The sequence below is a fragment of the Pseudomonas sp. T8 genome (assembly GCF_024610635.1).
In the GTDB taxonomy this organism is placed as follows: Bacteria; Pseudomonadota; Gammaproteobacteria; order Pseudomonadales; family Pseudomonadaceae; genus Aquipseudomonas; species Aquipseudomonas chlororaphis_I.
Genome location: NZ_CP102374.1, coordinates 4,993,755 through 5,018,014 on the forward strand (window position 1 = coordinate 4,993,755; position 24,260 = coordinate 5,018,014).

General features: G+C 55.4%; 34 protein-coding genes. All 34 read left to right on the forward strand.

Going from position 1 to position 24,260, the window contains the following annotated elements; translation table 11 throughout:
• Positions 1–12: 12 nt before the first annotated feature.
• The 34 genes from rpoC (at position 13) to NRG23_RS22665 (ending at position 24,203) form a co-directional block, all read left to right on the forward strand.
• Positions 13–4,212 (forward strand): DNA-directed RNA polymerase subunit beta', encoded by a 4,200-nt coding sequence (gene rpoC, locus NRG23_RS22500; RefSeq protein ID WP_009051120.1) that lies wholly within the window; start codon positions 13–15, stop codon positions 4,210–4,212.
• A gap of 200 nt (positions 4,213–4,412) precedes the next feature.
• Positions 4,413–4,784, forward strand: coding sequence for a 30S ribosomal protein S12 (gene rpsL / locus NRG23_RS22505; protein ID WP_003186084.1), 372 nt, complete (start codon positions 4,413–4,415; stop codon positions 4,782–4,784).
• Between the two features lie 110 nt (positions 4,785–4,894).
• The gene (gene rpsG, locus NRG23_RS22510; RefSeq protein ID WP_007925959.1) at positions 4,895–5,365 is read left to right on the forward strand and encodes a 30S ribosomal protein S7; all 471 of its coding nucleotides are present in this window, start codon (positions 4,895–4,897) and stop codon (positions 5,363–5,365) included.
• 30 nt (positions 5,366–5,395) lie between these two features.
• Positions 5,396–7,522 carry an elongation factor G gene (gene fusA / locus NRG23_RS22515; RefSeq protein ID WP_009051119.1) on the forward strand — a complete coding sequence of 709 codons (2,127 nt, stop codon included), beginning with the start codon at positions 5,396–5,398 and terminating at the stop codon, positions 7,520–7,522.
• 30 nt (positions 7,523–7,552) lie between these two features.
• Entirely contained in the window at positions 7,553–8,746 is a 1,194-nt protein-coding gene (gene tuf, locus NRG23_RS22520; RefSeq protein ID WP_016702644.1) for an elongation factor Tu, read from the forward strand.
• Positions 8,747–8,886: 140 nt separating this feature from the next.
• Positions 8,887–9,198: a 30S ribosomal protein S10 gene (rpsJ, locus tag NRG23_RS22525; RefSeq protein WP_003186070.1), complete on the forward strand. Its 312-nt coding sequence runs from the start codon at positions 8,887–8,889 to the stop codon at positions 9,196–9,198.
• 80 nt (positions 9,199–9,278) lie between these two features.
• Positions 9,279–9,914, forward strand: coding sequence for a 50S ribosomal protein L3 (rplC, locus tag NRG23_RS22530; protein ID WP_007924205.1), 636 nt, complete (start codon positions 9,279–9,281; stop codon positions 9,912–9,914).
• Between the two features lie 12 nt (positions 9,915–9,926).
• The gene (gene rplD, locus NRG23_RS22535; protein WP_007924200.1) at positions 9,927–10,529 is read left to right on the forward strand and encodes a 50S ribosomal protein L4; all 603 of its coding nucleotides are present in this window, start codon (positions 9,927–9,929) and stop codon (positions 10,527–10,529) included.
• On the forward strand, positions 10,526–10,825 hold the full coding sequence (gene rplW / locus NRG23_RS22540; RefSeq protein ID WP_002555488.1) for a 50S ribosomal protein L23: 300 nt from the start codon (positions 10,526–10,528) through the stop codon (positions 10,823–10,825). Before rplD ends, rplW begins: the two co-directional genes overlap by 4 nt.
• 14 nt (positions 10,826–10,839) lie before the next feature.
• Positions 10,840–11,664 carry a 50S ribosomal protein L2 gene (rplB, locus tag NRG23_RS22545; RefSeq protein WP_007924198.1) on the forward strand — a complete coding sequence of 275 codons (825 nt, stop codon included), beginning with the start codon at positions 10,840–10,842 and terminating at the stop codon, positions 11,662–11,664.
• Positions 11,665–11,680: 16 nt separating this feature from the next.
• A complete protein-coding gene (gene rpsS / locus NRG23_RS22550) occupies positions 11,681–11,956 on the forward strand; it encodes a 30S ribosomal protein S19 (protein ID WP_002555486.1) in 276 nt (91 codons plus the stop codon).
• Between the two features lie 13 nt (positions 11,957–11,969).
• Positions 11,970–12,302, forward strand: a complete 333-nt coding sequence (rplV, locus tag NRG23_RS22555; protein ID WP_003103908.1) for a 50S ribosomal protein L22 — start codon at positions 11,970–11,972, stop codon at positions 12,300–12,302.
• Positions 12,303–12,315: 13 nt separating this feature from the next.
• A complete protein-coding gene (gene rpsC / locus NRG23_RS22560) occupies positions 12,316–13,002 on the forward strand; it encodes a 30S ribosomal protein S3 (RefSeq protein ID WP_007924192.1) in 687 nt (228 codons plus the stop codon).
• A gap of 12 nt (positions 13,003–13,014) precedes the next feature.
• Positions 13,015–13,428, forward strand: a complete 414-nt coding sequence (gene rplP / locus NRG23_RS22565; protein WP_003228729.1) for a 50S ribosomal protein L16 — start codon at positions 13,015–13,017, stop codon at positions 13,426–13,428.
• Positions 13,428–13,619 carry a 50S ribosomal protein L29 gene (gene rpmC, locus NRG23_RS22570; protein WP_002555481.1) on the forward strand — a complete coding sequence of 64 codons (192 nt, stop codon included), beginning with the start codon at positions 13,428–13,430 and terminating at the stop codon, positions 13,617–13,619. Before rplP ends, rpmC begins: the two co-directional genes overlap by 1 nt.
• 2 nt (positions 13,620–13,621) lie before the next feature.
• Positions 13,622–13,888 (forward strand): 30S ribosomal protein S17, encoded by a 267-nt coding sequence (gene rpsQ / locus NRG23_RS22575; RefSeq protein ID WP_003194644.1) that lies wholly within the window; start codon positions 13,622–13,624, stop codon positions 13,886–13,888.
• A gap of 23 nt (positions 13,889–13,911) precedes the next feature.
• Positions 13,912–14,280, forward strand: a complete 369-nt coding sequence (gene rplN, locus NRG23_RS22580) for a 50S ribosomal protein L14 (RefSeq protein WP_002555479.1) — start codon at positions 13,912–13,914, stop codon at positions 14,278–14,280.
• Between the two features lie 11 nt (positions 14,281–14,291).
• A complete protein-coding gene (gene rplX / locus NRG23_RS22585) occupies positions 14,292–14,606 on the forward strand; it encodes a 50S ribosomal protein L24 (protein WP_003186046.1) in 315 nt (104 codons plus the stop codon).
• Between the two features lie 20 nt (positions 14,607–14,626).
• Positions 14,627–15,166, forward strand: coding sequence for a 50S ribosomal protein L5 (gene rplE / locus NRG23_RS22590; RefSeq protein ID WP_007924186.1), 540 nt, complete (start codon positions 14,627–14,629; stop codon positions 15,164–15,166).
• A 13-nt stretch (positions 15,167–15,179) separates the two neighbouring features.
• Positions 15,180–15,485: a 30S ribosomal protein S14 gene (rpsN, locus tag NRG23_RS22595; RefSeq protein WP_003228726.1), complete on the forward strand. Its 306-nt coding sequence runs from the start codon at positions 15,180–15,182 to the stop codon at positions 15,483–15,485.
• A 208-nt stretch (positions 15,486–15,693) separates the two neighbouring features.
• Positions 15,694–16,086, forward strand: a complete 393-nt coding sequence (gene rpsH / locus NRG23_RS22600; RefSeq protein WP_003228724.1) for a 30S ribosomal protein S8 — start codon at positions 15,694–15,696, stop codon at positions 16,084–16,086.
• Positions 16,087–16,098: 12 nt separating this feature from the next.
• Positions 16,099–16,632 (forward strand): 50S ribosomal protein L6, encoded by a 534-nt coding sequence (gene rplF, locus NRG23_RS22605; RefSeq protein ID WP_007924185.1) that lies wholly within the window; start codon positions 16,099–16,101, stop codon positions 16,630–16,632.
• 10 nt (positions 16,633–16,642) lie between these two features.
• Positions 16,643–16,993 carry a 50S ribosomal protein L18 gene (rplR, locus tag NRG23_RS22610; RefSeq protein ID WP_003186037.1) on the forward strand — a complete coding sequence of 117 codons (351 nt, stop codon included), beginning with the start codon at positions 16,643–16,645 and terminating at the stop codon, positions 16,991–16,993.
• Between the two features lie 3 nt (positions 16,994–16,996).
• Positions 16,997–17,497, forward strand: coding sequence for a 30S ribosomal protein S5 (gene rpsE / locus NRG23_RS22615; protein WP_007924184.1), 501 nt, complete (start codon positions 16,997–16,999; stop codon positions 17,495–17,497).
• 2 nt (positions 17,498–17,499) lie between these two features.
• Positions 17,500–17,676 (forward strand): 50S ribosomal protein L30, encoded by a 177-nt coding sequence (gene rpmD, locus NRG23_RS22620; protein WP_003176408.1) that lies wholly within the window; start codon positions 17,500–17,502, stop codon positions 17,674–17,676.
• Positions 17,677–17,679: 3 nt separating this feature from the next.
• On the forward strand, positions 17,680–18,114 hold the full coding sequence (rplO, locus tag NRG23_RS22625) for a 50S ribosomal protein L15 (RefSeq protein WP_007924183.1): 435 nt from the start codon (positions 17,680–17,682) through the stop codon (positions 18,112–18,114).
• Positions 18,115–19,443 (forward strand): preprotein translocase subunit SecY, encoded by a 1,329-nt coding sequence (gene secY, locus NRG23_RS22630; RefSeq protein ID WP_007924182.1) that lies wholly within the window; start codon positions 18,115–18,117, stop codon positions 19,441–19,443.
• A 24-nt stretch (positions 19,444–19,467) separates the two neighbouring features.
• Entirely contained in the window at positions 19,468–19,584 is a 117-nt protein-coding gene (gene rpmJ, locus NRG23_RS22635) for a 50S ribosomal protein L36 (RefSeq protein WP_002555468.1), read from the forward strand.
• A gap of 130 nt (positions 19,585–19,714) precedes the next feature.
• Positions 19,715–20,071: a 30S ribosomal protein S13 gene (gene rpsM / locus NRG23_RS22640; RefSeq protein WP_009045849.1), complete on the forward strand. Its 357-nt coding sequence runs from the start codon at positions 19,715–19,717 to the stop codon at positions 20,069–20,071.
• 30 nt (positions 20,072–20,101) lie between these two features.
• Positions 20,102–20,491 carry a 30S ribosomal protein S11 gene (gene rpsK / locus NRG23_RS22645; protein WP_007924177.1) on the forward strand — a complete coding sequence of 130 codons (390 nt, stop codon included), beginning with the start codon at positions 20,102–20,104 and terminating at the stop codon, positions 20,489–20,491.
• Positions 20,492–20,509: 18 nt separating this feature from the next.
• On the forward strand, positions 20,510–21,130 hold the full coding sequence (gene rpsD / locus NRG23_RS22650) for a 30S ribosomal protein S4 (RefSeq protein ID WP_003176404.1): 621 nt from the start codon (positions 20,510–20,512) through the stop codon (positions 21,128–21,130).
• Positions 21,131–21,152: 22 nt separating this feature from the next.
• On the forward strand, positions 21,153–22,154 hold the full coding sequence (locus NRG23_RS22655; protein WP_007924176.1) for a DNA-directed RNA polymerase subunit alpha: 1,002 nt from the start codon (positions 21,153–21,155) through the stop codon (positions 22,152–22,154).
• Positions 22,155–22,196: 42 nt separating this feature from the next.
• The gene (gene rplQ, locus NRG23_RS22660) at positions 22,197–22,583 is read left to right on the forward strand and encodes a 50S ribosomal protein L17 (RefSeq protein ID WP_007924175.1); all 387 of its coding nucleotides are present in this window, start codon (positions 22,197–22,199) and stop codon (positions 22,581–22,583) included.
• Positions 22,584–22,754: 171 nt separating this feature from the next.
• Positions 22,755–24,203 carry a catalase gene (locus NRG23_RS22665; protein ID WP_016702645.1) on the forward strand — a complete coding sequence of 483 codons (1,449 nt, stop codon included), beginning with the start codon at positions 22,755–22,757 and terminating at the stop codon, positions 24,201–24,203.
• Positions 24,204–24,260: the final 57 nt, after the last annotated feature.

A 24,260-nucleotide genomic window follows, 5' to 3' on the forward strand; every position in this document is an offset into this window, starting at 1 on the left:
GGAGGAAAGGCCTTGAAAGACCTACTGAATTTGCTGAAAAACCAGGGTCAAGTCGAAGAGTTCGACGCCATCCGTATCGGATTGGCCTCGCCTGAGATGATCCGTTCGTGGTCGTTCGGTGAAGTTAAAAAGCCGGAAACCATCAACTACCGTACGTTCAAGCCTGAGCGTGACGGCCTGTTCTGCGCCAAGATCTTTGGCCCGGTAAAGGATTACGAGTGCCTGTGCGGTAAGTACAAGCGCTTGAAGCATCGTGGCGTGATCTGCGAAAAGTGCGGCGTTGAAGTTGCACTGGCCAAGGTTCGCCGTGAGCGCATGGCGCACATCGAACTGGCTTCGCCAGTTGCCCACATCTGGTTCCTGAAATCGCTGCCGTCCCGTATCGGCCTGCTGATGGACATGACCCTGCGTGATATCGAGCGTGTTCTCTACTTCGAGAGCTATGTCGTTATCGACCCGGGCATGACCACTCTGGAAAAAGGTCAGTTGCTCAACGACGAGCAGTACTTCGAAGCACTGGAAGAGTTCGGTGACGACTTCGACGCCCGCATGGGTGCCGAGGCTGTCCGCGAGCTGTTGCACGCTATCGACCTGGAACACGAGATTGGCCGTCTGCGCGAAGAGATTCCGCAAACCAACTCGGAAACCAAGATCAAGAAACTGTCCAAGCGTCTGAAGTTGATGGAAGCCTTCCAGGGTTCCGGCAACCTGCCAGAGTGGATGGTGCTGACCGTTCTGCCGGTTCTGCCGCCAGATCTGCGTCCACTGGTCCCGCTGGATGGCGGTCGTTTCGCGACTTCCGACCTCAACGATCTGTATCGTCGAGTGATCAACCGTAACAACCGCTTGAAGCGCCTGCTGGATCTGTCCGCTCCGGACATCATCGTGCGCAACGAAAAGCGTATGTTGCAGGAAGCTGTCGACGCACTGCTCGACAACGGTCGTCGTGGCCGCGCTATCACCGGTTCCAACAAGCGTCCTCTGAAATCCCTGGCTGACATGATCAAGGGTAAGCAAGGTCGTTTCCGTCAGAACTTGCTCGGTAAGCGTGTTGACTACTCCGGTCGTTCGGTAATTACCGTAGGCCCGACCCTGCGTCTGCACCAGTGCGGTCTGCCTAAGAAAATGGCTCTCGAGCTGTTCAAACCGTTCATTTTCGGCAAGTTGGAAATGCGTGGCCTGGCTACCACCATCAAAGCCGCGAAGAAGATGGTCGAGCGCGAGCTGCCAGAGGTTTGGGACGTTCTCGCCGAAGTGATTCGCGAACACCCAGTGCTCCTCAACCGTGCACCGACCCTTCACCGTCTGGGTATCCAGGCGTTTGAACCGGTACTGATCGAAGGTAAGGCTATCCAGCTGCACCCTCTGGTCTGTGCTGCGTACAACGCCGACTTCGACGGCGACCAAATGGCCGTGCACGTACCGCTGACACTGGAAGCCCAGTTGGAAGCGCGTGCGTTGATGATGTCGACCAACAACATCCTGTCGCCAGCCAACGGTGAGCCAATCATCGTTCCGTCGCAGGACGTTGTATTGGGTCTGTACTACATGACTCGTGAAGCGATCAACGCCAAGGGCGAAGGTCGTGTGTTCGCGGATCTGCAGGAAGTTGACCGTGTGTTCCGTGCCGGCGAAGCCGCACTGCATGCCAAGGTCAAGGTGCGGATCACCGAAACCGTCAACGATCGCGATGGCGGCAGCGTGACCAACACCCGTATCGTCGACACCACTGTCGGCCGTGCGCTGTTGTTCCAGGTTGTGCCAAAAGGTCTGTCGTACGACGTCGTCAACCTGCCGATGAAGAAGAAGGCGATCTCCAAGCTGATCAACCAGTGCTACCGCGTGGTTGGTCTGAAAGAGACCGTGATCTTCGCTGACCAGTTGATGTACACCGGTTTTGCTTACTCGACCATTTCCGGCGTTTCTATCGGTGTTAACGACTTCGTTATCCCGGATGAAAAAGCCCGCATCATCGGTGCTGCCACCGACGAAGTGAAAGAGATCGAGAGCCAGTACGCCTCCGGCCTGGTGACCCAGGGCGAGAAGTACAACAAAGTGATCGACCTCTGGTCGAAAGCGAACGACGAAGTCTCCAAGGCGATGATGGCCAACCTCTCGAAAGAGAAGGTCATCGACCGTCACGGCGACGAAGTCGAGCAAGAATCTTTCAACTCGATGTACATGATGGCCGACTCGGGTGCGCGGGGTTCCGCAGCACAGATTCGTCAGCTGGCCGGTATGCGTGGTCTGATGGCCAAACCGGACGGTTCCATTATCGAAACGCCGATTACTGCGAACTTCCGTGAAGGTCTGAGCGTACTTCAGTACTTCATCTCGACTCACGGTGCTCGTAAAGGTCTGGCGGATACCGCGTTGAAAACTGCGAACTCCGGTTACCTGACTCGTCGTCTGGTAGACGTGGCGCAGGATCTGGTTGTAACCGAGATCGACTGTGGCACCGAACACGGCCTGGTAATGACTCCGCACATTGAAGGCGGCGACGTTGTAGAGCCGTTGGGTGAGCGCGTGTTGGGTCGTGTTATTGCCCGTGACGTATTCAAGCCAGGTACCGAGGACGTCATCGTTCCTGCCGGCACTCTGGTCGACGAGAAGTGGGTTGAGTTCATCGAGCTGAACAGCATCGACGAAGTGATCGTGCGTTCGCCGATCAGTTGCGAAACCCGCTACGGCATTTGCGCCAAGTGCTACGGCCGCGACCTGGCTCGTGGTCACCAGGTGAACATCGGTGAAGCTGTCGGCGTTATCGCTGCTCAGTCCATCGGTGAGCCGGGTACCCAGCTGACGATGCGTACGTTCCACATCGGTGGTGCGGCAAGCCGGACCTCCGCGGCCGACAGCGTTCAGGTGAAGAATGGCGGTACCGTCCGTCTGCACAACCTGAAGCACGTTGAGCGAGTGGATGGTCATCTGGTTGCTGTGTCCCGTTCCGGTGAGCTGGCGATTGCTGACGACTTCGGTCGTGAGCGCGAGCGTTACAAGCTGCCGTACGGTGCTGTGATTTCGGTTAAAGAGGGTGACAAGGTCGACGCTGGCTCTATCGTGGCCAAGTGGGATCCGCACACCCACCCAATCGTTACCGAAATGAAAGGTACCGTGACCTACGTGGGCATGGAAGAAGGCATCACGATCAAGCGTCAGACTGACGAATTGACCGGTATGACCAACATTGAAGTTCTCGATGCCAAAGACCGTCCGGCTGCAGGTAAGGACATCCGTCCTGCAGTGAAGATGGTGGGTGACGATGGCAAAGATCTGCTGTTGCCAGGTACCGACGTACCGGCCCAGTACTTCCTGCCAGCCAACGCCCTGGTCGGTGTTGCGGACGGTGCGCGGATCGCGATCGGTGACGTTATCGCGCGTATTCCGCAAGAAACTTCGAAGACTCGTGACATCACCGGTGGTCTGCCGCGTGTTGCCGACCTGTTCGAAGCTCGTCGTCCGAAAGAGGCCTCGATCCTGGCTGAAGTCAGCGGCACCATCGCGTTCGGTAAAGAGACCAAAGGCAAGCGCCGTCTGGTCATTACCCCGAACGACGGTAGCGATCCGTACGAAGAGCTGATTCCGAAGTGGCGCCACCTGAACGTCTTCGAAGGCGAACAGGTAAACCGCGGCGAAGTTATCTCCGACGGTCCAAGCGATCCACACGACATCCTGCGTCTGCTGGGTGTGAGTGCGCTGGCCAAGTACATCGTGAACGAGATCCAGGACGTTTACCGTCTGCAAGGCGTGAAGATCAACGACAAGCACATCGAGACCATCCTGCGTCAGATGCTGCGTAAGGTTGAGATCGCTGAATCCGGCGATTCCAGTTTCATCAAGGGCGACCAGATGGAACTGACTCACGTACTGGTAGAGAACGAGCGTCTGAACACCGAAGACAAGTTTGTCGCCAAGTTCACCCGCGTTCTGCTGGGTATCACCAAGGCGTCGCTGTCGACCGAATCGTTCATCTCGGCGGCCTCTTTCCAAGAGACCACTCGCGTACTGACCGAAGCGGCGGTAACCGGCAAGCGCGATTACCTGCGCGGCCTGAAAGAAAACGTCGTCGTGGGTCGCCTGATCCCGGCTGGTACCGGCCTGGCGTATCACAGCGAGCGTAAGCGTCGTCGTGATGCCGACAAGCCGCTGCGCGTAAGCGCAAGTGAAGTTGAAGCTGCACTGACCGAAGCGCTGAACTCCAGCGGTAACTGAGGTCTGCAGTAGATTGAGATAGGGCCCTGGCTTTTCCGCTCACGAATCAAGACGATTTTGTCGGAGTTCGCTGATCGGGGAGGCCGGGGCCTTGCCTTGACTGGGGACAAGATCCTCTTTAGACTCTTGTACCCCTAAATTTGGTGGGGCTTGCGCCCTGCCATTTTGTTTATGTCGAAAGACAACAGTGGAGCTAGTAGATGGCAACTATCAACCAGCTGGTACGTCAGCCGCGTAAGCGTATCGTCGAGAAATCCGACGTACCTGCGCTGCAGAACTGCCCGCAACGTCGTGGCGTGTGCACTCGCGTGTATACCACTACGCCGAAAAAACCTAACTCGGCACTGCGTAAAGTATGCCGTGTGCGTCTGACCAACGGTTTCGAGGTTTCCTCGTACATCGGTGGTGAAGGCCACAACCTGCAAGAACACAGCGTGGTACTGATCCGCGGCGGTCGTGTAAAAGACTTGCCAGGTGTTCGTTACCACACCGTTCGCGGCTCCCTGGATACCTCCGGCGTTAAAGGTCGTAACCAAGGTCGTTCGAAGTACGGTACCAAGCGTCCGAAGTAATCGGCCGTTTTGCAGTTAATTATTTTATTGAGTCGATAAGAGTAAGGTCGGGCACGAGTCCTTTGGATCAACTGTCCCGAGCTAACCTGAAGACCGTTTGAGGGCTTATCATGCCAAGACGTCGCGTAGCAGCCAAACGTGAGATTCTGGACGATCCGAAATACGGAAGCCAGATCCTCGCCAAGTTCATGAACCACGTAATGGAAAGCGGCAAGAAAGCCGTTGCCGAGCGTATCGTTTATGGCGCGCTGGAAAAAGTTAAAGAACGCAAGAACAGCGATCCCCTGGAAATCTTCGAGAAAGCTCTCGACGCCATCGCTCCGCTGGTCGAAGTGAAGTCGCGCCGTGTTGGCGGTGCTACTTACCAGGTTCCGGTCGAAGTTCGTCCGTCCCGTCGTAACGCTCTGGCAATGCGCTGGTTGGTAGACTTCGCCCGTAAGCGCGGCGAGAAATCTATGGCTCTGCGCTTGGCTGGCGAACTGCTGGACGCTGCCGAAGGCAAAGGTGCTGCAGTTAAGAAGCGTGAAGACGTACACCGTATGGCTGAAGCCAACAAGGCTTTCTCGCACTACCGCTTCTAATATCGGCATCATTCATTTTGCGAGGGCTTTATGGCTCGTACTACAGCAATCAACCGCTACCGTAACATCGGTATCTGTGCCCACGTTGACGCGGGCAAGACTACCACTACCGAGCGGATCCTGTTCTACACAGGTCTCAGCCACAAGATGGGTGAGGTGCATGACGGTGCTGCTACCACCGACTGGATGGTGCAGGAGCAGGAGCGTGGTATCACCATTACCTCCGCTGCTGTAACTACCTTCTGGAAAGGTTCGCGCGGCCAATACGATAACTATCGTGTAAACGTTATCGATACCCCAGGCCACGTAGACTTCACCATTGAAGTAGAGCGTTCGCTGCGCGTACTCGACGGCGCGGTCGTTGTGTTCTGCGGTACTTCCGGTGTTGAACCTCAGTCCGAAACCGTATGGCGTCAAGCCAACAAATACGGCGTTCCACGTGTTGTTTACGTGAACAAGATGGACCGTGCTGGTGCCAACTTCCTGCGCGTTGTTGCTCAGATCAAAAACCGTCTGGGTCACACTCCGGTTCCAGTTCAGCTGGCTATCGGTGCAGAAGATAACTTCGAAGGTCAGATCGATCTGATCAAGATGAAGGCTATCTACTGGAACGACGACGACAAGGGTACTACCTATCGCGAGGAAGAAATTCCTGCCGATATGCTGGACCTGGCTAACGAGTGGCGCTCCAACATGGTTGAAGCTGCTGCCGAAGCCAACGAAGAGCTGATGAACAAGTACCTTGAAGAAGGTGAGCTGACCGTCGAAGAGATCAAGGCAGGCCTGCGTGCGCGCACCCTGGCCAGCGAGATCGTTCCGGCTGTCTGCGGTTCCTCGTTCAAGAACAAGGGTGTTCCGCTGGTTCTCGACGCTGTCATCGACTTCCTGCCGGCTCCGACCGAGATCCCTGCGATCAAGGGCGTTCATCCGGACAGCACCGACGACAACGAAATCGTTGACGAGCGTCACGCTGACGACAACGAGCCGTTCTCGGCTCTGGCGTTCAAGATTGCCACCGACCCGTTCGTGGGTACTCTGACCTTCGTTCGCGTTTACTCGGGTTTCCTGAGTTCCGGCGACTCCGTGATCAACTCGGTCAAGGGCAAGAAGGAGCGTGTTGGTCGTATGGTGCAAATGCACGCGAACCAGCGCGAAGAGATCAAAGAAGTACGTGCAGGCGACATCGCTGCTCTGATCGGTATGAAAGACGTCACTACTGGTGACACGCTTTGCGATATCGACAAGCCGATCATCCTTGAGCGTATGGACTTCCCTGAGCCGGTGATTTCGGTTGCTGTAGAGCCGAAAACCAAGGCTGACCAGGAGAAGATGGGTATTGCTCTGGGCAAACTGGCTCAGGAAGACCCGTCGTTCCGCGTCAAGACTGACGAAGAAACCGGTCAGACCATCATTTCGGGTATGGGTGAGCTGCACCTGGATATCCTTGTTGACCGTATGCGTCGTGAATTCAACGTAGAAGCCAACATCGGTAAGCCGCAGGTTTCCTATCGCGAGAAGATCACCGTCGGCTGTGAAGTTGAAGGTAAGTTCGTTCGTCAATCCGGCGGTCGTGGCCAGTTCGGTCATTGCTGGATTCGTTTTGCTCCGGCAGACGTCGACGAAAAAGGCAATATCACTGAAGGTCTGGTGTTTGCCAACGAGGTCGTTGGTGGTGTGGTTCCGAAGGAATACATCCCGGCAATCCAGAAGGGTATCGAAGAGCAGATGAAGAACGGCGTTGTCGCCGGCTATCCGCTGATCGGCCTGAAGGCTACCGTGTTTGATGGTTCTTACCATGACGTCGACTCTAACGAGATGGCGTTTAAGGTAGCGGCCTCCATGGCGACCAAGCAGCTGCGTGAGAAGGGCAAGGGCGTAGTTCTTGAGCCGATCATGAAGGTTGAAGTAGTAACCCCTGAGGACTACATGGGTGACGTGATGGGTGACCTGAACCGTCGTCGTGGTCTGATCCAGGGTATGGAAGACTCGGTCTCTGGCAAGGTTATCCGTGCTGAAGTGCCGCTGGGTGAAATGTTCGGTTATGCGACCGACGTTCGTTCCATGTCCCAGGGTCGCGCGAGCTACTCCATGGAGTTCTCCAAGTACGCCGAAGCTCCGTCGAATATCGTCGAAGCACTCGTTAAAAAACAAGGCTAATCCAGCCCTTTAGGCAAGAGGTTCACTGTCGTGGCTAAAGAAAAATTTGAACGTAACAAACCGCACGTCAACGTTGGCACCATCGGTCACGTTGACCACGGTAAAACCACTCTGACTGCTGCTCTGACTCGTGTTTGCTCCGAGGTTTTCGGTTCGGCTCGCGTTGACTTCGACAAGATCGACAGCGCCCCAGAAGAAAAAGCTCGTGGTATCACCATCAATACTGCGCACGTAGAGTACGACTCGAACATTCGTCACTACGCGCACGTTGACTGCCCAGGTCACGCCGACTACGTCAAAAACATGATCACTGGTGCTGCCCAGATGGACGGCGCGATCCTGGTTTGCTCGGCTGCCGATGGTCCGATGCCACAAACTCGTGAGCACATCCTGCTGTCCCGTCAGGTAGGCGTTCCGTACATCGTTGTCTTCCTGAACAAGGCTGACATGGTTGACGACGCTGAGTTGCTGGAACTGGTTGAGATGGAAGTGCGCGATCTGCTGAGCACTTACGACTTCCCAGGTGATGACACTCCAATCATCATCGGTTCGGCTCTGATGGCTCTGAACGGCCAAGACGACAACGAAATGGGCACTACCGCTGTTAAGAAGCTGGTAGAAACTCTGGATACCTACATCCCAGAGCCAGAGCGTGCTATCGACAAGCCGTTCCTGATGCCTATCGAAGACGTGTTCTCGATCTCCGGTCGTGGCACCGTGGTAACTGGCCGTGTTGAGCGTGGTATCGTTCGCATCCAGGAAGAAGTTGAGATCGTTGGTCTGCGCGAAACTCAGAAAACCACCTGCACCGGCGTTGAAATGTTCCGCAAGCTGCTCGACGAAGGTCGTGCTGGCGAGAACTGCGGCGTTCTGCTGCGTGGCACCAAGCGTGACGACGTTGAGCGTGGCCAGGTTCTGGTTAAGCCAGGTACCGTTAAGCCGCACACCAAGTTCACCGCTGAAGTGTACGTTCTGAGCAAAGAAGAAGGTGGCCGTCATACTCCGTTCTTCAAAGGCTACCGTCCACAGTTCTACTTCCGTACTACTGACGTGACTGGTAACTGCGAGCTGCCAGAAGGCGTTGAAATGGTAATGCCAGGTGACAACATCCAGATGACTGTCACTCTGATCAAAACCATCGCGATGGAAGATGGTCTGCGTTTCGCTATCCGTGAAGGCGGTCGTACCGTCGGCGCTGGCGTCGTAGCCAAAGTCATCGAGTAATCGACGACTCATGAAAAAGCCCCCGCTTGCGGGGGCTTTTTTATTGGGTTGACACTCTGTGGGACCGTCTATAGAATTGCGCCTCCTTTTAACGGGCGTATTGCGCCCGGTGGGAATAGCAGCCTGGAGTCTGAAATCCAATGCAAAATCAGCAAATCCGTATCAGGTTGAAGGCTTTCGACCATCGCCTGATCGACCAATCCACCCAGGAAATCGTGGAAACCGCGAAACGTACTGGTGCTCAAGTGCGTGGTCCTATTCCACTGCCTACCCGTAAAGAGCGGTTCACCGTTCTGGTCTCCCCGCACGTCAACAAAGACGCGCGTGACCAGTACGAGATCCGTACTCATAAGCGCGTACTGGACATCGTCCAGCCAACGGATAAAACCGTTGATGCACTTATGAAGCTTGATCTTGCGGCAGGTGTGGAAGTGCAGATCAGCCTCGGCTAAGACTCGGTCTTGGTCGTGTAACGCTCTGAAATGGGCGGCCATAGCGGGTGAAAGCCCCGTACACTCATGAGGTTTACAACATGACTATTGGTGTAGTCGGTCGTAAATGCGGTATGACCCGTATTTTCACCGAAGAAGGTGTCTCCATTCCGGTCACGGTCATTGAGATCGAGCCGAATCGCGTCACCCAGTTCAAAACTGAAGAAACCGATGGCTATCGTGCAGTGCAAGTCACTGTAGGTGAGCGTCGTGCTTCGCGCGTGACTGCTGCTCAAGCAGGTCACTTCGCTAAAGCGAACGTTGCTGCCGGTCGTGGCGTTTGGGAATTCCGTCTTGAAGAAGGCGAGTACCAAGCTGGCGATCTGATCAATGCAGAAATCTTCGCAGCTGGCCAACTGGTAGATGTTACCGGTCAGTCGAAAGGTAAAGGCTTCGCCGGTACCATCAAGCGTTGGAATTTCCGCGGTCAAGATAACACCCACGGTAACTCCGTTTCCCACCGCGTCCCGGGCTCTATTGGCCAGTGCCAGACTCCTGGTCGTGTATTCAAGGGCAAAAAAATGTCCGGTCATATGGGCGCTGAGCGCGTGACCGTGCAGTCCCTGGAAGTAGTGCGCGTCGACGCTGAACGCAATCTGTTGTTGGTCAAGGGTGCTGTTCCTGGCGCTACTGGCGGCAACCTGGTTGTACGTCCGGCGGCCAAGGCTCGCGGTTAAGGGGAAGCTGACATGCAATTAAATGTAAATGACGCTCAAGCGATCGAAGTTTCCGAACTGACATTTGGCGGCGAATTCAACGAGACGCTGGTTCACCAAGCAGTCGTGGCCTACATGGCCGGCGGCCGTCAAGGTAGCAAGCAGCAAAAGACCCGTTCCGACGTTTCCGGTGGCGGCAAGCGCCCGTGGCGTCAGAAAGGTACTGGCCGTGCTCGTGCCGGTACTATCCGTAGCCCAATCTGGCGTGGCGGCGGTACCACTTTCGCAGCTCGTCCACAGGATCACTCCCAGAAGCTGAACAAGAAGATGTATCGCGCAGCAATGCGTTCCATCCTTGCTGAGCTGGTGCGTACTGATCGTCTGGTCGTGGTTCAGGATTTCGCTGTTGAAACTCCGAAAACCAAAGATCTGCTGGGCAAGCTGAACAACATGAGTCTGACCGACGTTCTGATCGTGTCTGACGCTGTTGATCAGAACCTGTACCTGGCTGCTCGTAACCTGCCACACGTTGATGTACGTGACGTACAAGGTTCCGATCCAGTTAGTCTGATCGCATACGACAAAGTGTTGATCACTGTGTCGGCCGTGAAGAAATTCGAGGAGCTGCTGGGATGAACCAGGAACGCGTATTTAAAGTTCTGCTTGGCCCGCACGTTTCCGAGAAGGCTACGGTTCTGGCAGACAAGAAAGGCCAGTTCGTTTTCAAGGTTGCTACTGATGCAACCAAGCTGGAAATCAAGAAGGCCGTCGAAAGCCTGTTCAGCGTGAAAGTGGAGCGCGTTACTACCCTGAATGTTCTGGGTAAGAGCAAGCGTACCGCTCGCGGTCTGGGCAAGCGTAATGACTGGAAGAAGGCAGTTATCTCCCTTCAGCCAGGCCAAGATCTCGATTTCAGCAGCAGTGCTGAGTAAGGAAGGGGTGCATCATGGCAATCGTTAAATGCAAACCGACTTCCCCTGGCCGCCGTTTTGTGGTCAAGGTGGTCAACCAGGAGCTGCATAAAGGCGCTCCTCACGCACCGCTGCTCGAGAAGAAATCGAAGTCTGGTGGTCGTAACAACAATGGCCGCATTACCACTCGTCACGTTGGTGGTGGTCATAAGCAGCACTACCGTCTGGTCGACTTCCGTCGCAACGACAAAGATGGCATCGCTGCCACTGTCGAGCGTATCGAATACGATCCAAACCGTACTGCTCACATCGCTTTGCTGCTGTACGCAGACGGCGAGCGTCGCTACATCATCGCCCCTAAAGGCGTGAGCGCTGGCGACCAGCTGATCGCAGGTGCTCTGGCGCCGATCAAGCCGGGCAACGCTCTGCAACTGCGTAACATTCCAGTTGGTAGCACCGTACACGGCATCGAACTGAAGCCAGGTAAAGGCGCGCAAATCGCTCGTTCCGCTGGTGCTTCGGCTCAGCTGATCGCTCGTGAAGGTGTCTACGTGACCCTGCGTCTGCGTTCTGGTGAGATGCGTAAAGTCCTGGCTGAATGCCGTGCGACCTTGGGCGAGGTCTCGAACTCCGAGCACAGCCTGCGTTCGCTGGGTAAAGCTGGTGCCAAACGCTGGCGTGGCGTTCGCCCAACCGTTCGTGGTGTTGCCATGAACCCGGTTGACCACCCACATGGTGGTGGTGAAGGTCGTACCTCTGGTGGTCGTCATCCGGTATCGCCATGGGGCTTCCCGACTAAGGGCGCGAAGACTCGTGGTAATAAGCGTACCGACAAAATGATCGTCCGTCGTCGCAAGTAAATAGAGGGATACGACAGTGCCACGTTCTCTGAAAAAAGGTCCTTTTATTGATCTTCACCTACTGAAGAAGATCGAAGTGGCGGCGGAAAAGAACGATCGCAAACCAGTTAAGACCTGGTCGCGCCGTTCCATGATCCTGCCACAAATGGTCGGTCTGACCATTGCTGTGCATAACGGTCGTCAACATGTTCCAGTTCTCGTGAACGAAGACATGGTCGGCCACAAACTGGGCGAGTTCGCCGGTACCCGTACATATCGCGGGCACGTGGCTGACAAGAAAGCCAAGCGTTAAGGGGTAAGGAACGATGGAAGTAGCCGCTAAGTTGTCGGGCGCTCGAATCTCCGCCCAGAAAGCCCGCTTGGTCGCCGACCAGATCCGCGGGAAGAAGGTGGGCGAAGCGCTCAACCTGTTGGCTTTCAGCAGTAAGAAAGCCGCCGAGATCATGAAGAAAGTGCTGGAGTCGGCCGTAGCCAACGCCGAGCATAACGAAGGCGCAGACGTTGATGACCTGAAGGTCTCCACCGTTTTCGTCAACGAAGGGCGTTCGCTGAAGCGCATCATGCCACGTGCCAAAGGCCGTGCTGATCGCATCGTCAAGCGGTCTTGCCATATCACTGTCAAGGTTGCTGACAAGTAACGGAGTCGAAGAGATGGGTCAGAAAGTACATCCCATTGGCATTCGCCTGGGAATCGTCAAGGAGCACACCTCCGTCTGGTACGCAGACGGTCGGACTTATGCGGACTATTTGCTCGCAGATCTGAATGTGCGTGAGTACCTCCAAGACAAACTAAAAAGCGCGTCCGTAAGCCGTATCGATATCCATCGTCCGGCTCAAACTGCACGCATCACCATCCACACCGCTCGTCCCGGCATCGTGATCGGCAAGAAAGGTGAAGATGTTGAGAAACTGCGTCAGGACCTGACCAAGCAAATGGGTGTGCCTGTGCACATCAATATCGAAGAGATCCGTAAGCCGGAGCTCGACGGTATGCTGGTTGCCCAGAGCGTAGCTCAGCAGCTGGAGCGTCGTGTAATGTTCCGTCGCGCTATGAAGCGCGCAGTACAGAACGCCATGCGCATTGGTGCCAAAGGCATCAAAATCCAAGTGAGCGGTCGTCTCGGCGGTGCTGAAATCGCACGTACTGAATGGTATCGCGAAGGTCGTGTGCCACTGCACACCCTGCGTGCCGATATCGACTATGCCACCTACGAAGCTCACACCACTTACGGTGTGATCGGTGTGAAGGTTTGGATCTTCAAAGGCGAAGTAATTGGTGGTCGCCAAGAAGAGCTGAAGCCACAAGCACCAGCGCCTCGTAAAAAAGCTGCTAAGTAAGGGGTACGCCAAATGTTGCAACCAAAGCGTACGAAGTTCCGCAAGCAAATGACCGGCCACAACCGTGGTCTGGCATTGCGCGGTAGCAAAGTCAGCTTCGGCGAGTTCGCGCTGAAGTCTGTTGCTCGTGGTCGTCTCACCGCTCGTCAGATCGAGTCAGCGCGTCGTGCTCTGACCCGTCACGTAAAACGTGGCGGCAAGATCTGGATCCGTGTATTCCCGGACAAGCCTATTTCCAAGAAACCACTCGAAGTTCGGATGGGTAAAGGTAAGGGTAACGTCGAATACTGGGTTGCCCAGATTCAGCCAGGCAAAGTCCTGTATGAAATCGAGGGTGTTTCTGAAGAGCTGGCGCGTGAGGCTTTCGCCCTGGCTGCTGCAAAGCTGCCGCTCGCCACCTCCTTTGTTAAACGGACGGTGATGTGATGAAAGCGAATGAACTTCGTGAAAAATCCGCACAGCAGCTGAACGAGCAACTGCTCGGCCTGCTGCGCGACCAGTTCAATCTGCGTATGCAGAAGGCAACTGGCCAGTTGGGGCAGTCTCATCTGCTCTCGCAAGTTAAACGTGACATCGCTCGCGTGAAGACTGTGCTCAACCAGCAGGCAGGTAAGTAATCATGGCTGAAGCCGAAAAAACTGTCCGTACGCTGACTGGCCGTGTTGTCAGCGACAAGATGGACAAGACCATCACCGTTCTGATCGAGCGTCGCGTTAAGCACCCTATCTACGGTAAATACGTTAAGCGTTCGACTAAGCTGCACGCGCACGACGAAACCAACCAGTGCCACATCGGCGACAAAGTCACTATTCGTGAAACTCGTCCGATGGCCAAGACCAAGTCTTGGGCTCTGGTTGATGTTCTCGAACGCGCTGTGGAAGTCTAAGGGCTAAGGGTCGGAGAAATTATATGATTCAGACTCAATCCATGCTCGATGTGGCCGATAACAGCGGCGCTCGCCGCGTTATGTGCATCAAGGTGCTGGGTGGCTCCCATCGTCGTTACGCTGGTATCGGTGACATCATCAAAGTTACCGTCAAGGAAGCAATTCCTCGCGGTAAGGTGAAGAAAGGTCAAGTGATGACTGCTGTTGTAGTCCGCACTCGCCATGGTGTCCGTCGCGCTGACGGCTCCATCATCCGCTTTGATGGCAACGCTGCTGTTCTGTTGAACAACAAGCAAGAGCCGATCGGCACCCGTATCTTTGGGCCAGTGACCCGTGAACTTCGTACTGAGAAGTTCATGAAGATCGTCTCGCTCGCCCCAGAAGTGCTGTAAGGAGATCCGACATGCAAAAGATTCGTCGTGACGACGAGATCATCGTGATCGCCGGCAAAGACAAGGGTAAGCGCGGTAAGGTGCTTAAGGTTCTCGCTGACAACCGTCTGGTTGTTGGTGGTCTGAACCTGGTCAAGCGTCATACCAAGCCTAACCCGATGTCGGGCGTACAGGGCGGTATCGTCGAGAAAGAAGCGCCACTGCACGCTTCCAACGTCGCCATTTTCAACGGCGAAACCAACAAGGCTGACCGCGTTGGTTTCAAAGTAGAAGACGGCAAAAAAATTCGTGTCTTCAAGTCGACCCAAAAAGCGGTTGATGCTTGAACACTGCTAGGTAGAAGACCATGGCACGACTACAAGAGATTTACCGGAAGGAAATCGCTCCGAAACTTAAGGATGAACTTAAGCTTTCGAACGTGATGGAAGTTCCGCGCGTTACCAAAATCACCCTGAACATGGGTCTGGGCGAAGCGATCGGCGACAAAAAAGTCATCGAGCACGCTGTTGCTGACCTGGAAAAGATCACCGGCCAGAAAGTCGTTGTGACCTACGCTCGGAAATCCATCGCTGGCTTCAAAGTCCGTGAAGGTTGGCCGATCGGCGTCAAAGTGACCCTGCGCCGTGAGCGTATGTACGAGTTCCTGGATCGTCTGCTGTCGATCTCCCTGCCTCGGGTTCGCGACTTCCGCGGCCTGAATGCCAAGTCCTTCGATGGTCGTGGCAACTACAGCATGGGCGTGAAAGAGCAGATCATCTTCCCGGAAATCGACTACGACAAGATCGATGCTCTCCGCGGTCTGGACATTACCCTGACCACCACTGCCAAGAACGATGATGAAGGCCGCGCTCTGCTGCGTGCTTTCAAATTCCCGTTCCGCAACTGATTGGAGTAGGAAAATGGCCAAGAAGAGCATGAAAAACCGTGAGCTGAAGCGTCAGCTCACCGTTGCCAAGTACGCCACCAAGCGTGCAGCGCTGAAAGCTATCATCGTCGATCTGAACGCAAGTCCAGAAGCGCGTTGGGAAGCTACCGTAGCTCTGCAGAAGCAGCCACGTGACGCGAGCGCTTCGCGCATGCGTAACCGCTGCCGCCTGACTGGTCGTCCGCACGGCGTTTACCGCAAGTTCGGCCTCGGCCGTAACAAGCTGCGTGAAGCTGCAATGCGTGGTGACGTACCAGGTCTGGTTAAAGCCAGCTGGTAATAGCTATCAAAGTCGCGGTGTTCGGGGTCGCAAGATCCTGACCACCGGTGACCTTGAACATGAATCAAGCCCCTTTTGGGGCTTGATTCATTTCTAGGGTGTGTCTAGAATGACCGGCTCGCCTGAGCCCGTGTTTTTTGCCCGGAATTTCTCGGCGACAAGCTGTAGCCGCAAGGCTCATTTTTTTTGTATCAGGAGCGTCTAGCCCATGAGTATGCAGGACCCGTTAGCGGACATGCTAACTCGAATCCGTAATGCCCAGATGGCTGAAAAGTCCGTCGTAAGCATGCCGTCTTCCACGCTGAAGGTGGCTGTAGCAAAAGTCCTGAAGGACGAAGGTTACATCGCGGGTTATCAGATCAGCAGCGAAACCAAGCCACTGCTGTCCATCGAGCTGAAATACTTCGAAGGCCGTCCGGTCATCGAGGAAGTGAAGCGCGTTAGCCGTCCAGGCCTGCGTCAGTACAAGTCCGTTGAAGATCTGCCGAAAGTTCGTGGCGGTCTCGGCGTGTCTATCGTCTCCACCAACAAAGGTGTGATGACTGATCGTGCTGCGCGCGCTGCCGGTGTCGGCGGCGAAGTTCTTTGCACTGTGTTCTAAGGGGGGATAAGCATGTCTCGCGTCGCTAAGAACCCCGTTAAGCTGCCAGCTGGTGTTGAAGTTAAATTCGCCGGCCAACAGCTTTCGGTGAAGGGTGCCAAGGGCACTCTCGAACTGAACGTACACTCGTCCGTTGAAATTGTTCAGGAAGCTGGTGAGCTGCGTTTCGCTGCTCGCAATGGCGACCAACAAACTCGCGCAATGGCCGGTACCACTCGTGCGTTGGTAAACAACATGGTCCAAGGCGTAAGCCAAGGCTTCGAGCGCAAGCTCCAGCTGGTCGGTGTTGGTTACAAAGCGCAAGCAAAAGGCACAGTGCTGAACCTGGCCCTTGGCTTCTCGCATCCAGTGGACTACGAGCTGCCGGAAGGCATCACCGCTGAGACTCCTAGCCAGACCGATATCCTGATCAAGGGCATCGACAAGCAGCTGGTAGGTCAAGTGGCCGCTGAGATCCGCGACTTCCGTCCACCAGAGCCTTACAAAGGTAAAGGTGTGCGCTACGCGGACGAAGTCGTCCGTCGTAAAGAAGCCAAGAAGAAGTAGGGCATAGCAAATGACCGACAAAAAAGTTACTCGACTGCGTCGCGCTCGCAAAGCACGCCTGAAAATGCACGAACTCGAAGTCGTGCGTCTCTGCGTGTTCCGCTCTTCGCAGCACATCTACGCCCAGGTCATTTCGGCCGACGGCAACAAAGTCCTGGCAAGCGCCTCGACTTTGGATAAAGAACTGCGTGATGGCGCCACTGGCAACATCGACGCGGCCACTAAGGTTGGCCAGCTGGTCGCTACGCGTGCAAAAGCCGCTGGCGTCTCGCAGGTGGCTTTCGACCGCTCTGGCTTCAAGTACCACGGCCGCGTCAAGGCGCTGGCTGATGCTGCTCGTGAAGCTGGGCTGGAGTTCTAAGTTATGTCAAATAACGACCAAAAGCGCGACGAAGGCTACATCGAGAAGCTGGTTCAAGTTAACCGCGTAGCCAAAACCGTAAAAGGCGGCCGTATCTTCACTTTTACCGCGTTGACCGTGGTTGGTGATGGTAAAGGTCGCGTTGGCTTCGGCCGTGGCAAGTCGCGTGAAGTGCCTGCTGCGATCCAGAAGGCAATGGAAGCTGCTCGCCGCAACATGATCCAGGTTGATCTGAACGGCACCACTCTGCAGTACGCAATGAAGTCCGCTCACGGCGCTTCGAAGGTGTACATGCAGCCTGCTTCTGAAGGTACCGGTATCATCGCTGGCGGCGCTATGCGTGCTGTCCTCGAAGTTGCTGGCGTTCAGAACGTTCTGGCCAAGTGCTACGGCTCGACTAACCCAGTAAACGTGGTTCACGCCACTTTCAAGGGTTTGAAAGCAATGCAGTCCCCTGAATCCATTGCCGCCAAGCGTGGCAAAAGCGTCCAGGAGATCATCTGATCATGGCTACCGTTAAAGTAACGCTGATCAAAAGCATGACCGGCCGTATCCCTAACCACAAACTGTGCGTTAAGGGTCTGGGTCTGCGTCGCATCGGTCACACTGTAGAAGTCCAGGATACTCCCGAGAACCGCGGGATGATCAACAAGGCTTACTACATGCTGCGTGTCGAGGGTTAATCGATGAAACTCAATGATCTGAGTCCAGCGCCGGGTTCCCGTCGCGAAAAGCATCGTCCGGGCCGTGGTATCGGTAGTGGTTTGGGTAAGACTGGTGGCCGTGGTCACAAAGGTCAGACTTCCCGCTCCGGTGGCACCATTGCTCCAGGCTTTGAAGGCGGGCAACAGCCGCTGCATCGTCGCCTGCCGAAGTTCGGTTTCGTATCCCTGAAAGCCATGGACCGCGCAGAAGTGCGTCTGTCCGAGCTGGCTAAAGTGGAAGGCGACATCGTCACCGTGCAGTCCCTGAAGGATGCCAACGTGATTAACCAAAACGTACAGCGTGTGAAAATCATGCTGTCCGGCGAAGTTACTCGCGCTGTGACTATCAAGGGCATCGCAGCCACCAAAGGTGCGCGTGCGGCTATCGAAGCAGCTGGCGGCAAGTTCGAGGAATAAATGGCTAAGCAAGGTGCTCTCTCTGCGCTCGGCAAAGGCGGTATGTCTGAACTCTGGGCTCGTCTGCGTTTTCTGTTCTTGGCGATTATCGTCTACCGAATAGGCGCACACATCCCGGTTCCAGGTATCAACCCTGACCGACTCGCAGACCTGTTTCGACAGAATGAGGGGACCATTCTTAGCTTGTTCAACATGTTTTCCGGCGGCGCGCTGGAGCGGATGAGCATCTTTGCACTGGGGATCATGCCGTACATCTCGGCATCGATCATCATGCAGCTGATGACCGCCGTCAGTCCGCAGCTGGAGCAGTTGAAGAAGGAAGGTGAAGCTGGCCGTCGCAAGATCAGCCAGTACACCCGCTACGGCACTGTCGTCCTAGCTCTTGTTCAGGCCATCGGCATGTCCGTTGGCCTGGCAGGGCAGGGCGTTGCGTTCACTGGTGACTTTGGCTTCCATTTCGTCGCGGTATCCACTTTTGTGGCTGGTGCGATGTTCATGATGTGGCTGGGTGAGCAGATTACTGAGCGTGGTGTTGGCAACGGTATCTCGATGTTGATTTTCGCAGGTATCGTCGCCGGTCTTCCGAGAGCGATCGGGCAGTCTTTCGAGTCTGCGCGTCAGGGTGATATCAACATTTTTGCCCTGGTTGCCATCGGTTTGCTGGCAGTAGCGATTATCGGTTTTGTGGTGTTCATTGAGCGTGGCCAGCGTCGTATTGCTGTTCACTATGCCAAGCGTCAGCAGGGCCGCAAGGTGTTTGCTGCGCAGACTAGCCACTTGCCGCTGAAAGTGAATATGGCAGGCGTTATTCCTGCTATTTTCGCGAGCAGCATTTTGCTGTTCCCGGCTTCGTTGGGTGCCTGGTTCGGTCAGTCTGAAGGTATGGGCTGGTTGCAGGACATCTCGCAGTCGATCGCTCCTGGTCAGCCGTTGAATATTCTGCTGTTTAGTGCAGGGATTATTTTCTTCTGCTTCTTCTATACGGCGTTGATGTTCAATCCGAAAGACGTAGCGGAAAACCTGAAGAAGTCCGGTGCCTTTATTCCGGGCATCCGTCCAGGTGAGCAGTCGGCGCGCTACATTGATGGCGTTCTGACCCGCTTGACCATGTTCGGTGCTCTATATATGACGGCCGTCTGCCTGTTGCCCCAGTTCCTGGTGGTTGCAGCAAACGTTCCGTTCTACCTTGGCGGGACCTCGTTGCTGATCGTGGTCGTGGTTGTTATGGACTTTATGTCGCAAGTACAATCGCACCTCGTTTCGCACCAGTACGAATCCCTGATGAAGAAAGCCAACCTGAAGGGTTACGGCAGCGGCATGCTGCGCTGACCCATAAGGTTCGAGGAGTTGGTGATGAAAGTTCGTGCATCGGTGAAAAAGCTGTGCCGTAACTGCAAGATTATTCGCCGCGAAGGTGTTGTTCGAGTAATTTGCAGCGCGGAACCGCGTCACAAACAGCGCCAAGGCTGAGTGTGATTGTGCTTCAAGCCCAGCAGCTAGTGCGCTGCTGGGTTGATTATTTGTTATTACAGCGATATTATCTCGCGCCCTATTTCTTGGCTTCCGGGGCGTAGGTAGCTGTCAATTGGAGTCCCACTGAATGGCCCGTATTGCAGGCGTTAACATTCCAGATAACAAGCATACTGTTATCTCGCTGACCTACATCTATGGTGTTGGTCGCACGACTGCGCAGAAAATCTGTGCAGAGACTGGGGTCAACCCAGCCGCAAAGATCAAGGATCTGAGCGACGAGCAAATTGAACAGCTGCGTGGCGAAGTGGCGAAGTTCACCACTGAAGGTGACCTGCGTCGCGAAATCAACATGAAAATCAAACGCTTGATGGATCTGGGCTGCTACCGCGGTCTGCGCCATCGTCGTGGTCTGCCAGTACGCGGTCAGCGTACCAAGACCAACGCGCGTACTCGCAAAGGTCCGCGTAAGCCGATCCGCAAGTAATCGCACCAGCGAATCGACAGGAATTTAGTCATGGCAAAACCTGCTGCTCGTCCTCGTAAAAAGATTAAAAAGACAGTGGTTGATGGCATCGCCCACATCCACGCGTCTTTCAACAACACCATCGTGACCATCACCGACCGTCAAGGTAACGCTCTTTCCTGGGCAACCTCCGGTGGTTCGGGTTTCCGCGGTTCCCGCAAGTCCACCCCGTTCGCTGCTCAAGTAGCTGCTGAGCGTGCTGGTCAAGCTGCGCTGGAATATGGCCTGAAAAACCTCGACGTTAACGTCAAGGGCCCAGGTCCAGGTCGTGAATCCGCAGTCCGCGCTTTGAACGGCTGTGGCTACAAGATCGCCAGCATCACCGACGTGACGCCAATCCCGCACAACGGGTGCCGTCCGCCGAAGAAGCGCCGCGTGTAATCCAGGAGATTGTAAAGAATGGCTCGTTACATTGGTCCAAAATGCAAACTGGCTCGTCGCGAAGGCACCGATCTCTTCCTGAAGAGCGGCGTGCGCGCTATCGAATCCAAGTGCAACATCGAAGCAGCACCTGGTATCCACGGCCAGCGCCGCGGTCGCCAGTCCGACTACGGCACCCAGCTGCGTGAAAAGCAGAAGGTCCGTCGTATCTACGGCGTTCTCGAGCGTCAATTCAGCGGCTACTACAAAGAAGCTGCTGGCAAGAAAGGTGCAACCGGTGAAAACCTGCTGCAACTGCTCGAATGCCGTCTGGACAACGTTGTATACCGTATGGGCTTCGGTTCGACTCGTGCCGAATCCCGTCAGCTGGTATCGCACAAGTCGATCAGCGTAAACGGTCAGACCGTTAACGTTCCGTCCTACCAGGTTCGTGCTGGTGACGTGGTTGCTGTTCGCGAGAAAGCAAAAAACCAACTTCGCATTGTCCAAGCTCTCGATCTGTGTGCCCAACGTGGCCGCGTAGAATGGGTAGAAGTAGACACTGAGAAGAAGTCGGGCGTTTTCAAGAACGTTCCAGCTCGCAGTGATCTGTCCGCCGACATCAACGAAAGCCTGATTGTCGAGCTCTACTCCAAGTAAGGGCTAGAAAATAGGTGCATCCATGCAGATTTCGGTAAATGAGTTCCTGACACCCCGCCATATTGATGTGCAGGTTGTCAGTCCAACCCGCGCCAAGATCACCCTCGAGCCTCTCGAGCGTGGTTTTGGCCACACCCTGGGCAACGCGCTGCGCCGCATCCTGTTGTCCTCAATGCCCGGCTGTGCAGTAGTCGAGGCCGAGATTGACGGTGTGCTCCACGAGTACAGCGCCATCGAAGGTGTACAGGAAGACGTAATTGAAATCCTGTTGAACCTTAAAGGTCTGGCTATCAAGCTGCACGGCCGTGACGAAGTTACGCTGACCTTGTCGAAGAAGGGTTCGGGGGTGGTTACCGCTGCCGATATTCAGCTGGATCATGATGTCGAGATCGTTAACCCCGATCACGTAATCGCTAACCTGGCGTCTAACGGCGCCCTGAACATGAAGCTCGTAGTAGCTCGTGGTCGTGGTTATGAACCGGCAGACTCGCGTCAGAGCGATGAAGACGAAAGCCGCAGCATCGGTCGCTTGCAGCTTGACTCTTCGTTCAGCCCGGTTCGCCGTATCGCATACGTGGTGGAAAACGCCCGTGTCGAGCAGCGTACCAACCTGGACAAGCTGGTTATTGATCTGGAAACCAACGGTACCCTGGATCCTGAAGAGGCTATCCGCCGTGCTGCAACCATCCTGCAACAGCAGTTGGCTGCGTTCGTCGACCTCAAGGGTGACAGTGAGCCAGTGGTAATCGAGCAGGAAGACGAGATCGATCCGATCCTGCTTCGCCCGGTTGACGATCTGGAACTGACTGTACGTTCGGCTAACTGCCTTAAGGCGGAAAACATTTACTACATCGGCGACCTGATTCAGCGTACCGAAGTAGAACTGTTGAAGACTCCGAACCTTGGCAAGAAATCCTTGACTGAAATCAAGGACGTTCTGGCCTCCCGCGGTCTGTCCCTCGGCATGCGCCTCGACAACTGGCCGCCTGCAAGTCTTAAGAAGGACGACAAGGCGACTGCCTGATCGTCGTAATCACCGAACGTTGTGTTTGGTAAGGAATGAACCATGCGTCATCGTAAAAGTGGTCGTCACCTGAGCCGCACCAGCTCGCACCGCAAGGCCATGTTCCAAAACATGGCGGTGTCGCTGTTCGAGCACGAGCTGATCAAAACTACACTGCCGAAAGCCAAAGAACTGCGCCGCGTTGCTGAGCCGCTGATCACTTTGGCCAAGACAGACAGCCTGGCTAACCGCCGCCTGGCTTTCGACCGTACTCGTTCGAAAGCTATCGTTGGTAAGCTCTTCAACGACCTGGGCAAGCGTTACGCTACCCGTGAGGGTGGCTACCTGCGCATCCTCAAGTGCGGTTTCCGCGCTGGCGACAACGCGCCTATGGCGTACGTCGAGTTGGTTGATCGTGCTGTCGGCGGTGAAGCTGTATCCGCTGAGTAAGACGTCAAATACAAAGAACCGGGCCTAGTGCCCGGTTTTTTGTGTCTGTTGTATTAGAAAAATACTATCGATAGTAATCATTTAATGCATTTGATGCTGTCATCTTGATGGTCGATACTCCTCGTCAGCCGATTAGCCGGCAGTTCCAAGACTGACAGAGGAAGATTGAGCATGAGCCAAAACAAAACGCTTACCACCGCAAGTGGCGCTCCAGTCGCCGATAACCAGAATTCCCGTTCTGCTGGCCCTCGTGGCCCGCTGCTGCTCGATGATTTTCATCTGATCGAGAAGCTTGCCCATTTCAACCGTGAAAATATTCCTGAGCGTCGCGTGCACGCCAAGGGTTCGGGTGCCTACGGTACTTTCACCGTGACCCGGGACATCACCGAATACACCAGCGCCAAGCTTTTCGAGTCCGTGGGTAAGCAAACCCCTACGTTCCTGCGTTTCTCGACCGTAGGTGGCGAACGCGGCTCGGCTGATACCGAGCGCGACCCGCGCGGCTTTGCCCTGAAGTTCTATACCGAAGAAGGTAACTGGGACATCGTTGGCAACAACACACCTGTGTTCTTTATTCGCGACCCGCTGAAGTTTCCCGACTTTATCCACACCCAGAAACGTCTGCCGCAGAGCAACCTGAAGAGCGGCCAGGCAATGTGGGACTTCTGGTCGCACTCGCCTGAAGCGCTGCACCAGGTCACCATCCTGTTCTCGGATCGCGGGATTCCGGACGGCTATCGTCATATGCACGGCTTTGGCAGCCACACCTACAGCCTGATCAACGCCAAAGGCGAGCGTCACTGGGTGAAATGGCACTACAAGACCAAGCAAGGCATCAAGAACCTGGCGCCGGCCGAGGCTGCCCGCCTGGCGGGTACCGACCCGGATTACGCCCAGCGTGACCTGTTCAACGCGATCGAGCGCGGCGACTTCCCGAAATGGAGCGTGTGCATTCAGATCATGACCGAGGCTGAGGCTGCCGCTCATTACGAGAACCCGTTCGACGTGACCAAGACCTGGTCGCAGAAGGAGTTCCCGCTGATCGAAGTCGGTGAGCTGGAGTTGAACCGCAATCCACTGAACTACTTCGCGGAAGTCGAGCAGGCTGCCTTTGGTCCTAGCAACATGGTTCCGGGTGTCGGCCTGTCGCCGGATCGCATGCTGCAAGGCCGCGTATTCGCTTACGCCGACGCTCATCGCTACCGTGTTGGCACCAACCACCAGCAACTGCCGGTCAACGCCCCACGCAGCCCAGTGAACAGCTACCAGCGTGACGGCGCCATGGCCTTTGGCAGCAATGGCGGCGCGGCACCGAACTACGAGCCGAACAGCTACGCCGACGCGCCGAAACAGGCTCCTCGCTACGCAGAGCCGGCCTTGGCACTCAGCGGTGCGGCGGATCGTTACGATCACCGCGAAGACACCGACTACTACAGCCATGCAGGCGCTCTGTTCCGCCTGATGAACGATCAGCAGCAAGCCCTGTTGATCAACAACATCGCCGGTGCGATGGCGGGTGTCAGCTCGGATGTGGTTCAGCGTCAGCTGCAACATTTCTTCAAGGCTGACCCGGCTTATGGAGAAGGTGTCGCAAAGGCGTTGGGTGTACAGCTTAACTAAGTCTAAACGATAAGCAGAACCGCCCTCATTTGGGCGGTTTTTGCGTTTTTTCGGCTA

Excerpts from the sequence above, each read along its gene's own strand:
- rplV (WP_003103908.1), top strand. The coding sequence starts at position 11,970 with ATGGAAGTAGCCGCTAAGTTGTCGGGCGCTCGAATCTCCGCCCAGAAA.
- NRG23_RS22655 (WP_007924176.1), top strand. The coding sequence starts at position 21,153 with ATGCAGATTTCGGTAAATGAGTTCCTGACACCCCGCCATATTGATGTG.
- rpmD (WP_003176408.1), top strand. The coding sequence starts at position 17,500 with ATGGCTACCGTTAAAGTAACGCTGATCAAAAGCATGACCGGCCGTATC.
- rplD (WP_007924200.1), top strand. The coding sequence starts at position 9,927 with ATGCAATTAAATGTAAATGACGCTCAAGCGATCGAAGTTTCCGAACTG.
- rplB (WP_007924198.1), top strand. The coding sequence starts at position 10,840 with ATGGCAATCGTTAAATGCAAACCGACTTCCCCTGGCCGCCGTTTTGTG.
- rplW (WP_002555488.1), top strand. The coding sequence starts at position 10,526 with ATGAACCAGGAACGCGTATTTAAAGTTCTGCTTGGCCCGCACGTTTCC.
- rpsL (WP_003186084.1), top strand. The coding sequence starts at position 4,413 with ATGGCAACTATCAACCAGCTGGTACGTCAGCCGCGTAAGCGTATCGTC.
- rpsK (WP_007924177.1), top strand. The coding sequence starts at position 20,102 with ATGGCAAAACCTGCTGCTCGTCCTCGTAAAAAGATTAAAAAGACAGTG.
- rpsM (WP_009045849.1), top strand. The coding sequence starts at position 19,715 with ATGGCCCGTATTGCAGGCGTTAACATTCCAGATAACAAGCATACTGTT.
- rpsQ (WP_003194644.1), top strand. The coding sequence starts at position 13,622 with ATGGCTGAAGCCGAAAAAACTGTCCGTACGCTGACTGGCCGTGTTGTC.
- rplR (WP_003186037.1), top strand. The coding sequence starts at position 16,643 with ATGACCGACAAAAAAGTTACTCGACTGCGTCGCGCTCGCAAAGCACGC.
- rpsD (WP_003176404.1), top strand. The coding sequence starts at position 20,510 with ATGGCTCGTTACATTGGTCCAAAATGCAAACTGGCTCGTCGCGAAGGC.
- secY (WP_007924182.1), top strand. The coding sequence starts at position 18,115 with ATGGCTAAGCAAGGTGCTCTCTCTGCGCTCGGCAAAGGCGGTATGTCT.
- rpsG (WP_007925959.1), top strand. The coding sequence starts at position 4,895 with ATGCCAAGACGTCGCGTAGCAGCCAAACGTGAGATTCTGGACGATCCG.
- rpmC (WP_002555481.1), top strand. The coding sequence starts at position 13,428 with ATGAAAGCGAATGAACTTCGTGAAAAATCCGCACAGCAGCTGAACGAG.
- rplX (WP_003186046.1), top strand. The coding sequence starts at position 14,292 with ATGCAAAAGATTCGTCGTGACGACGAGATCATCGTGATCGCCGGCAAA.
- rpsH (WP_003228724.1), top strand. The coding sequence starts at position 15,694 with ATGAGTATGCAGGACCCGTTAGCGGACATGCTAACTCGAATCCGTAAT.
- rpmJ (WP_002555468.1), top strand. The coding sequence starts at position 19,468 with ATGAAAGTTCGTGCATCGGTGAAAAAGCTGTGCCGTAACTGCAAGATT.
- rplP (WP_003228729.1), top strand. The coding sequence starts at position 13,015 with ATGTTGCAACCAAAGCGTACGAAGTTCCGCAAGCAAATGACCGGCCAC.
- rpsE (WP_007924184.1), top strand. The coding sequence starts at position 16,997 with ATGTCAAATAACGACCAAAAGCGCGACGAAGGCTACATCGAGAAGCTG.
- rplQ (WP_007924175.1), top strand. The coding sequence starts at position 22,197 with ATGCGTCATCGTAAAAGTGGTCGTCACCTGAGCCGCACCAGCTCGCAC.
- rplE (WP_007924186.1), top strand. The coding sequence starts at position 14,627 with ATGGCACGACTACAAGAGATTTACCGGAAGGAAATCGCTCCGAAACTT.
- rplO (WP_007924183.1), top strand. The coding sequence starts at position 17,680 with ATGAAACTCAATGATCTGAGTCCAGCGCCGGGTTCCCGTCGCGAAAAG.
- NRG23_RS22665 (WP_016702645.1), top strand. The coding sequence starts at position 22,755 with ATGAGCCAAAACAAAACGCTTACCACCGCAAGTGGCGCTCCAGTCGCC.
- rpsN (WP_003228726.1), top strand. The coding sequence starts at position 15,180 with ATGGCCAAGAAGAGCATGAAAAACCGTGAGCTGAAGCGTCAGCTCACC.
- rplC (WP_007924205.1), top strand. The coding sequence starts at position 9,279 with ATGACTATTGGTGTAGTCGGTCGTAAATGCGGTATGACCCGTATTTTC.
- rpsJ (WP_003186070.1), top strand. The coding sequence starts at position 8,887 with ATGCAAAATCAGCAAATCCGTATCAGGTTGAAGGCTTTCGACCATCGC.
- rplF (WP_007924185.1), top strand. The coding sequence starts at position 16,099 with ATGTCTCGCGTCGCTAAGAACCCCGTTAAGCTGCCAGCTGGTGTTGAA.
- fusA (WP_009051119.1), top strand. The coding sequence starts at position 5,396 with ATGGCTCGTACTACAGCAATCAACCGCTACCGTAACATCGGTATCTGT.
- rpsC (WP_007924192.1), top strand. The coding sequence starts at position 12,316 with ATGGGTCAGAAAGTACATCCCATTGGCATTCGCCTGGGAATCGTCAAG.
- rplN (WP_002555479.1), top strand. The coding sequence starts at position 13,912 with ATGATTCAGACTCAATCCATGCTCGATGTGGCCGATAACAGCGGCGCT.